This is a genomic window from Aquiflexum sp. (assembly GCF_041751335.1).
GTDB lineage: Bacteria > Bacteroidota > Bacteroidia > Cytophagales > Cyclobacteriaceae > Aquiflexum.
Genome location: NZ_JBGSXS010000465.1, coordinates 1 through 9,488, shown reverse-complemented (window position 1 = coordinate 9,488; position 9,488 = coordinate 1). Strand labels below are relative to the sequence as shown.

Here is a 9,488-nt window from a genome sequence, read left to right as displayed (position 1 = left end):
CAAAAGAGCCCTTTTGATCGGAAATAAAAAGGTTTGATTGGTATTTGTTTGGCTTTGAACTTACAGCCCTCTTTTGGTTTCGTCCTCTTTCCTATGATGATAATTCCCAATTCCTTAAATTAGGAAAGGATTAAAAAACAGATTATCAGTTTTATAGTTTATCCATCAAATATTCTTTACCATTCAACAACTAATCATATGTACAAAATATTAATTTACTTCAATCTGATCATATACAGCCTAATTGGCTGGAAGGTCATTTCCTCTAATCCTGAAGTGGCTTCTGATGACATCACCATTTGTCATACCGGTCCATCAGAAATGATAGCCTTTCTGGATGATCCCAAATTCGTGGCATTTCATCCGTCCCCCATTCCATTCGATTTCAAACCAATGGGTGAAATGATCTCTTTCCCTGCTCCGGACGGCAAAGACGCCAAGGGTTATTTTCTGAAAGCCAAAGAATCATCAGAGAACTGGCTTTTTGTTTACCAGGAATGGTGGGGGCTTAACGACAACATCAAAGAAGAATCAGAAAAATTCTTCAATGACCTTGGTGGAAAAGTCAATGTCCTTGCCTTGGATATGTATGATGGAAATGTCACTGCAAATCCCCAAGAAGCCATGGGATTTATGAGAGGAACTGATGAAAAAAGGTTGGAAAACATTGTAATGGCCGGAAAAAACTTTGCCGGTAAGAGAGCCAAAATTGCAAATGTCGGTTGGTGCTTTGGGGGTGGCTGGTCATTGAAATCCGCCTTGTTATTGGGCAATCAGAATGCTGGATCCATTATCTACTATGGAATGCCGGTAAGAGATGTCGATCAATTGAAAAAACTGAATTCAGATGTTTTGGGATTATTTGCCACCGAAGATAATATCTCTAAAGCAGTAATTGAGGAATTTGCAACCGCAATGGAAAAAGCTGGAAAAGAACTGGAATATAAAATCTTCCCCGGTGTTCACGGATTTGCCAATCCATCTAATCCCAAGCATGATCCTGAATTGACCAATGAAGCTTATGGAATGGCCTTGGGTTATTTGAAGGGGAAGTTTGAGTGAGGTTGGAAGATTAAAAAATTGAAAGAACTTGTCCGCCGTGGGGGATTATAAGATTTAGTCTCCATAAGAAGCTATATTTAGGTAAAAACGATTTGTATATTAACATAACAAAGTACTTCTCAAAATTTAGAATTATTAAAGGAAAGGGGGTATGGCAAAATTGCCATACCCCCTTTCCTTTAATTATTTATTCTACAATGATCTTTTTGCTCAACCATTGATTGCCTTGCTGTATATGGACGATATATAATCCCTTAGTGATATTGGCGGTGATGGCAATGTTTTGGGTTTCAGGTGATACGGCATTATCCAAAAACCGTGTTATGCCCTGCATATCCACCAAACTTACTCCAATGGTTTCTTCATTGTTTGAAACGTTGGGAAGCTGGATATGGATGGTTTCCCCTGCACGGACAGGATTCGGATAGACTTTAAATTCTAAAGATTGTTGGAAAGTTGGAGCAGTAAACTGAACTTCTTCAATTTCCATTTTTCTAGTGGTGTCTACATCCGTTTCTTGGTTGGTGACTACGATTTTATCCATGATAGGTGCCTCGCCAATGATTGGTGTAAGTTGAATTACATTGTTTCCTGCTTGAAGTTCAAATTCAACAGTTTGTGTACCAGGTGAACCTCCACCGCCACAAAATGCCCCTGTAATTCCAAAGCTTACAGTTCTTGGAGTCCCATTGGTAATGATCCTCATACTTCTTACTACAGGAGTAAAATAATGGAATTCTACATTATATGTCCCAGCAACATCTACATTCACATTTCTGAAATTAATCTGATGGCTTACAATGAAGCCCATATTCACAATCTGTCCATTGGAAGCAGTAGCGCATGTTGGCGTTGGAAAAGTACCAACCAATTCAGCTTCCTCAGCTTCCAAAGAAATGAAAGTTGGTGCAGTTCTTCCAGACTTTTCAAGTTTGATCTTGTCAATAAATGGCGCTGCTCCATCAAAAGGTGTTATCTCGATAATATTGAGACCTTCGTTGAGGTTTACTGTTATTTCATAAATCGCAGGAATCCCATTATTGAAACACCATTCACCAGAGTCCTCACCTATTTGACGGCCTAGGTTAACACCATTGACACTCAGTCTGAAGTTTCTTGTGACCGCACTCATATAGGATACTTGTAGTTTGTAAGCACCTGATTCGAGCGCTACTACCTCATCGAACTTCACTCCATTTGTATTGACTGTTCCCATATTGACTTGCTGCCCGTTGGAAGAAGTGGCGCAATTGACAATTGATGCTGAACCCAGTAAAGTTGCCAACTCAGCTTCGAACTTTAGATTTTCAACCAAGTTAACTACTTCAGGATCTACCTCCGATGGATTTTTCCCAGCGGTTGCAACAGCTATTCTATCGATAGCTACATTACCAGAGGCATAAGCGATTTTTACGTTATGTCGTCCCGCTTCCAGGAAGTAAGAGAAGCTTCGAGTATCGGATTCATAGGTATAGTGAAATTTCTTCCAGTACCATAGAAATAAGTCATTTTGTAAATCAGCGAATTTACTAAATGGCTGATCATCTACTGCAATCCAAAGCGAACTCTCTCCTTCCAAATCCAATGCTTGAATTTTCGCCCAGATTTCGTACTCGTCAGCGGCTTCTACCTCAAACTCAAACTCAACCAATCCCATAGCTTCCGGAGCTGTTTCAAGTGATTGCGTTTGGCCCTCAGTCTCGATAAACATCCCATTGATAGCTTTCTCATCCAATCCTACTGTCCATCCAGATCCAACGAATGCAGATTCTGATTCATAGAAATCCATCACATCTGATTGCACTAATCCCCAGAAATTATCTGTTGGCTGACAGTAGCCGAGTTCTTGGATGCCGGCATCAAGGCTTACAGGGCCATTGACAAAAGCGACTTGATCGAGTCTCATAGTGTTGTTTGGAAACTCAATAGTCAGTCTGTGTTTACCTACTCCCAAGTCATAAAATCTGGGGACTTGAAACCATATTAAGCCATTGGAATTGAAACCACCAATCTGTTCCATCGGGCCATTGTCCACCTTGAATCTCAAGGCTCCATTGGCACCGGCAGTGCCACCTCTGAACCATATTCTATAACTATCAGCATCTTCCAACTCAAATTCAAAATGCACCTGTCTTGCGATTGGACTTTCTCCCTCATTTTGGGCATTACCTCTAAGAATGAACCCATTGGAAGCATTTTCATTGGCAATCACATCCCATTGAGATCCCAGATAATCCCCACATTCAGCTTCTAAAATATTTGAACTGATTTCCTTTGGTACAAAAGGTAAATCCATTCCTTCCAAGCTGTTATTAGGAGCATAAGTTGCATCCTTTATGGAAGGGGTTGATTGATGGTTCAAATACAGTTCACCGATATTGGTCAGGTTGCCATCAGCATCAAAGTAAAAAGATGTGGTCACATTAGGATTGGCTGAATTGGCTGGGTTTGGCTGGAAAAAAGCATAGCGTTCCACATATTCCAAACTCTCCAAATATGGCAAAGCAAGCTCCAAAAAAGCCTGTTGGATATTATTTCCCCTGTTTGGATTGGCGTTGAATTCTGTAACCCAAATAGGCATTTGGTAGATGCTGTATACATTTTCCAAATAAGCCTTGAATCTATTGAAAATCACTTGTGGATCAGCATTTGGACTGTTCGCAGGACCTGAACCCCAATCATACCAATGCACTGCCACATAATCAAATCTTACATCACGCGCTTTTGCGATTTCATAAAACTCTCTCAACCAGCCAGTAGGACCATTTTCTCTTGGTGCGGGACTTCCGATTCTCAATCCTGAGGCCATCAAGCCTTCAAAATAAGCCACTGCTACTTCTGGTTGACAGAGGTTGTTGAATTGTCCTGACTCACCGTTACAGTTATCCGATTCATTAAAGCCAAGAAAATGAGTTACATTACCTCTATTGGCTGCACTGTTCACATTGGCGGGGGAGGCACCACCCGCTCCCCAGGCCATGGGTACATATTCATAATTTGGCCTTGAGGTATTTCCCAGCCCCCAGTTATAATACCATCCGGCATCCAAACCTTCGATGAAACCCCCTGTACCTTTTTTGGTGACCCAATTCCAAGGCACAACGCGGATAAAGCTGACATTTCCTTGCAATGCATCGGGGAATGCATCTACATACATATCTTCTTCTGAGGCTATAAATACTTTGCCTTTGCTGGTTCCGTTTTCATGTACTGCGAAAGTGGCCATATAGCCTCTTTTCAACACAAATGAATGAGCTGCATTATTCAGTCCATTTGGTATCTCCGCACCTTTATAAATTGTCAATTCATTTAACTCACCTTGGATTCCTCCAAAATAAGTTTCAGAGAAAATGGTCAAAGTGGTATAAATTGCATCAATTGGTCTTATTAGGGAGCCAGTTTGATAGTATTGGTTGACTCTATAACCTGAACCAACTGTAGTTTCGAGTCCACTGATTTTAATATGACTGTCCAATGAATTGCCAAAAACATCAGGAGTGATTCCATTCCAATAAATCCATGAAGCTGGATCCAAAAAGTCAAACTTTACAGCCAATGGGATTTCTAAAGCAGTAATTTTCAAAGTACTTTCGTCATTCAAAGAAATTACACCTTGAGTAATGCCCGAGCTTGCATTTAATTTCGAGTCAGAAAGCGTCATGCCTTTGTCAGCACAGGCAAATAAAATTTCTCCACTGGCAACAATATCTGCAGAAGCCATATAAAGATTGTATAAAATGGGCTTTCCAGGATCCAGCGTTCCTGACTTAGGTGTTTTGTCTTTTTCTAAATTTGGTTCATTGACACAAATTGCGTTAAGCGGCTTATTTTCTCCCGGTAAGCATGCAGGTTTAACAGGTTGATCTTGATTGAATCCGTCTTGTCCAGGGGCATTTGGTTGTGATGGTTTTTGAACTGTTTCCCTCCAGTTCATTTCATTGAAGAAATCATTGTCCACATCTCCTGTCCAATAAAGGTATTTCATAGAATCTTCACAGGGATCTTCCTCGGTATCCTGATATGCCATAATATGATTTGGATTCATAATTCCAGAACCAAAAAGGAACAGGATCAGCAATAATGGTTTGTAAAATTGTTTCATGGTAAATTAGGTTTATTGTTAAATTCATGCATATAATATGCAACTAAAGTACTCCTAACCATTCCATTTACTTGGGGCAAATCATTCAATCCACAGGGGTAAAAAGTCTTATTTTTATTATCTAACCCATTTTCATCAATAAAAAGGGATTTAAGTATTAGGACATAAAAAAAAACCTGAGGAAAAAATCCCCAGGCTTAATAAAACCAAAACAACCCATTTAATTATTTCAATTCCAATTGCTCAATTTTCCCATACCCACTCCCTCTCAATTCCTCAAATTTTTGCTTTAGTTTTTCGAGCAAATCCGGATTTGATTCAGCAAGGTTATTTATTTGTCCGGGATCTTTTTTAATATCATAAAGTTGGTACTCACTGTCATTCCCCAATTCTATATTGACGAATGTATTGATCGCCGGTCCTTTATAGGGTGGTATCATAATATAATCTCCGCTTCTAAGTGCCGTTCGCGTAGTCGCTTCCAAAATCAAATTTTCCCTGCCTGAGTTTGATTCACCCATCAACACTGCCAACATATCCATACTGTCGTCTGTAGTAATATCGCTTCCAACAAGTTGGGATAATGAAGTCAATAAATCCAATTGCGATACCAAAACATCTGAAACCCCAGGTTCGATATTGCCTTTCCAATAGGTCATAAAAGGAATTCTCGTTCCAGCTTCAAAAAGACTATACTTTCCGCCTCGAAATGGACCCCAAGGTTTATGATCTCCAAGTTTTTCTACAGCATCATCATTGTATCCATCATTCAATACCGGACCATTATCAGATGAAAAAATCACCAATGTATTTTCCAATAGCCCCTCTTCTTCCAAGGTTTTCATGAATTCCCCAATGCACCAATCTGCCTCCAAAATCACATCCCCCCTGGGACCCATACCTGATGAACCTACAAACCTAGGATGTGGAGTTCTTGGTACATGTGGCTGCTGAAATGCATAATACAAGAAAAACGGATCTGTCTCATTCTTCCTTCCCCTAATATAGTCCTGGGCTTTTTCCAAAAATTCATCGGCCATATCTTCATCAATCCACTTGGCGTTTTCTCCACCTTTCATAAAACCAATCCTCGGTATTCCATTGACAATGCTGTTGTTGTGTCCGTGATGCCACATCATTTTGAGCATCTCGGGATTGTCTTTTCCGGTAGGTTCACCCTCAAAGTTGCTTTCATAGTCCACCAAAATCGGATCGTCCGCTTCCAGACCCACTACATGACCATCTTCAATATAAACTGTAGGAACTCTGTCTTGGGTCGCTGCCATGATATACGCATAATCAAATCCAACTTCATTAGGTCCAGGAGATATTCTTTGGTTCCAATCCACATTTCCATCACCAAGACCCAAATGCCATTTACCAACGATGCCGGTATGATATCCCTTGGTTTTCAGCATTTTTGGGATTGTCATCTGATCCACATCTATCAAAAGTGGGGCAGTTCCTGCTAATATCTTGGCATTTTCATTTCTCCATGGATACACACCTGTCAGCAAAGCATACCTGCTTGGCGTACAGGTAGCAGATGTAGCATAAGCATTGGTGAATTTCATCCCATCATTGGCCAGCCTGTCCATATTAGGTGTCTGCAATTCGGTAGCACCATAGGCACTCAAATCACCATATCCCAAATCATCCATGTAGATGATGACAATATTGGGAAGTTTTTCTCCGGTCTCTTGAGTACTCTCATTATTTTGGCAGCTAGTCCAAAGTAGGATGATAGCCAAACTTGCCAAACAATTAAAATATCTTAAGTTTCTTTTCATAGTTCAGTATTTAAATGGGTTCAATAATAGCATTTATGAATTTTCGTAATGAAACAAGTTTCTTCCGTCTTCGGTCTTCGGTCTTTTTATTTATTTTTAGGTTGAGTGATTTCGTAATGGACATCGTACAAATCCCTTTGCCTTTCCTTCCACTCGGCACCTTCGAGAAATAAAGGGTGGGGAAGTGATAAATCCCAATCTCCCAATTTTTTCAAAAGCCTTTTGGTAACTTCTATGTTTTCCAGTGCCACGTCATTTTGCTCTGAGATGTCTTTATCAAGGTCAAATAACATCGGAAGTCTATCAGGAAGTCGGATCAATTTCCAATTGTCTTCAAAAATCCCTGCGCTAATTGTAAATCTCCATTTAAAGGACTCATGGGGCTTACCTTTTTTTCCCTTTGTCAAATAAGGCATCAAATTAACCCCATCGAATTGGTCGGAATCTTTCGGATCTATGCCCGCCATTTCCAAAAAAGTCGGCATCAGGTCAAGTGCAATTATAGGATGGGAATAAGATTCACTTGCCGGGAGAGAACCTTTCCATTTCATAATAAATGGTACACGGATTCCACCTTCAAGTAAAATTCCCTTTTGGCCATTGAATGGGGCATTGATCGAACTATTATTTTCAACCGGGCCACCATTATCGCTTAAAAAAACTATTACGGTATTTTCCTCCAACCCCTCTTGTTTTAAGGTATTCATGATTCGGCCTACATTGATATCCAATCGGTGAACCATTGCCAGATAAGTCCTTCGCCTTTCATCTGTTATATGTGAGAAAAATGCTAAATCCTCGGCTCTCGCCTGCATGGGCGCATGCGGTGCATTGAAAGAGGCATATAGAAAAAATGGTCGATCCCGGTGCCTCCTGATGAAATCAACACATTCATCCCCCTTGTCATCTGTGAGGTAGGTGATCGATTGGGGAGTTTTGTAATTACTTTCTATGGGAGCCAAATATCCCTGTCCGTTTTCCTCCGATTTGAAATAATGATGTCCTCCACCTACATATCCCCAAAATTCATCAAAACCGCGATTCAAAGGGTGGAATTGTTTTTTTGATCCCAAATGCCATTTGCCTATCAATCCGGTCACATATCCTGCTTCCTTTAATCGATCACCTATTGTTTTTTGGTCAATAGGCAGGCCTGCAAATTCAGGATCAAAACCAGGTTGGTTATCGGCCAGATTATTATCATAGCCAAAGTTGACCTGATTTCTTCCGGTCAATAACCCAGCTCTGGATGGACTACAAACTGGTGCCGAAACATAGGCATGGAGGAAGTTGACCCCTTCTTTTGCCAAGGAATCAATATTGGGTGTGTTGATCTGCAAACTCCCATTGAGACTCAAGTCAGCATAACCAAGGTCATCGGCCAAAATCAGAATGATATTGGGTTTTTGATTCGATTGTCCAAAACTGATATTCAAGATGGAAAAAGTTAAAAAAATAAGGAATGATAAAGCAACTTTCAATTTCATGGTGTCTTCCTTAGTTGTCGAAAAATGATAAATCCCAATTATCTCTCCATCTCAAAACAGGTCTTTCCCCTTCAAACTCTACGGGCAGCCAGATATACCTACCATCAATCGGATTCTCAGGAGTCCATCTATCACCTACATAGATAAATGCATTTTCTTTTCCTATCACAGGAATTACAGCTGTACTTTGTGACCAAAAGGTGGTTTTCATCTGGTCCTCAGTTCCTCTCACCATATTTCCCAAAGGAGTCCAAGGTCCCATGGGATGGTCCGCTACTGCGGACTTCCCCGGATTGGGTTTCCAACCTGTCAGACCGGAAGAAAACATGTAATATTTTCCGTCCTTCTTGAAAATGGCAGGTGCTTCGTTTTGTTGGCCCGGTAATACCCTGGAATAGTTCCCTGAAAAATCCATATAATCCTCGGTCAACTCGGCCACATGAAGTGTCTGATTGTTTTCAGAAGAATGAAAATGATAGGCTTTGCCATCGTCATCCACAAAAAGCGTCATATCCCTTGCCATCTGCCCTTTTTCAAAATCCCTCCTTAAAAAGACGCCATTGACAACGGCTTCTTTCCATTCGGGAGAAGGCCTTTCGTATTTGTCCAAATCAACAGGCTTGGATTTAAGACTATCGGGATAATTTGAAGGCCAACTACCTGCATGTGGATTGACGCTTTTGATATAGGTATATGGCCCGGTCACATGATCACTTACCGCCAAACCGGTCATTGCAGCTTCATAGCCTCTGTCTTTGAGCTCGTGGTGAAACCACATGACAAATTTATTGGTCTTCTCATTGTAAATCACCTTGGGCCTTTCGATGATAGAACCCTTCACTAGAAGTGAATTGGGATCATCGTGTACTTCAAGGGCAATTCCTTCATTCTTCCAGTTCGTAAGGTCTTTTGTGGAATATACTCCCACTCCAACTTGTGCTTTGTTGCCTTCTGGCCCTTTTATTTTGTGTTCACCAAACAAATAATAAGTATCTTCCTGGATCAAAAACCCTCCTCCGTGGGCATTGATGTGCGTGTCTTGATCAT

General features: G+C 40.7%; 5 protein-coding genes. 1 reads left to right on the top strand and 4 read right to left on the bottom strand.

Going from position 1 to position 9,488, the window contains the following annotated elements:
• Window positions 1-198 precede the first annotated feature (198 nt).
• Window positions 199-1,062 carry a dienelactone hydrolase family protein gene (locus ACEW8U_RS24135; RefSeq protein ID WP_373524621.1) on the top strand — a complete coding sequence of 288 codons (864 nt, stop codon included), beginning with the start codon at window positions 199-201 and terminating at the stop codon, window positions 1,060-1,062.
• A gap of 187 nt (window positions 1,063-1,249) precedes the next feature.
• Here the strand turns inward: ACEW8U_RS24135 and ACEW8U_RS24130 are convergent, their stop codons facing one another.
• The 4 genes from ACEW8U_RS24130 to ACEW8U_RS24115 all read right to left on the bottom strand — a co-directional run.
• Entirely contained in the window at window positions 1,250-5,164 is a 3,915-nt protein-coding gene (locus ACEW8U_RS24130) for a glycosyl hydrolase (RefSeq protein WP_373524620.1), read from the bottom strand.
• A gap of 224 nt (window positions 5,165-5,388) precedes the next feature.
• The gene (locus ACEW8U_RS24125; RefSeq protein ID WP_373524619.1) at window positions 5,389-6,954 is read right to left on the bottom strand and encodes an arylsulfatase; all 1,566 of its coding nucleotides are present in this window, start codon (window positions 6,952-6,954) and stop codon (window positions 5,389-5,391) included.
• An 86-nt stretch (window positions 6,955-7,040) separates the two neighbouring features.
• Window positions 7,041-8,390 (bottom strand): sulfatase-like hydrolase/transferase, encoded by a 1,350-nt coding sequence (locus tag ACEW8U_RS24120; RefSeq protein WP_373524618.1) that lies wholly within the window; start codon window positions 8,388-8,390, stop codon window positions 7,041-7,043.
• A gap of 61 nt (window positions 8,391-8,451) precedes the next feature.
• Window positions 8,452-9,488: glycoside hydrolase family 43 protein (locus ACEW8U_RS24115; protein ID WP_373524617.1), on the bottom strand; the 1,037-nt coding region annotated here is incomplete at its 5' end.

Coding starts and splice junctions, on each gene's coding strand:
- ACEW8U_RS24130 (WP_373524620.1), bottom strand. CDS start 5,164: ATGAAACAATTTTACAAACCATTATTGCTGATCCTGTTCCTTTTTGGT.
- ACEW8U_RS24135 (WP_373524621.1), top strand. CDS start 199: ATGTACAAAATATTAATTTACTTCAATCTGATCATATACAGCCTAATT.
- ACEW8U_RS24125 (WP_373524619.1), bottom strand. CDS start 6,954: ATGAAAAGAAACTTAAGATATTTTAATTGTTTGGCAAGTTTGGCTATC.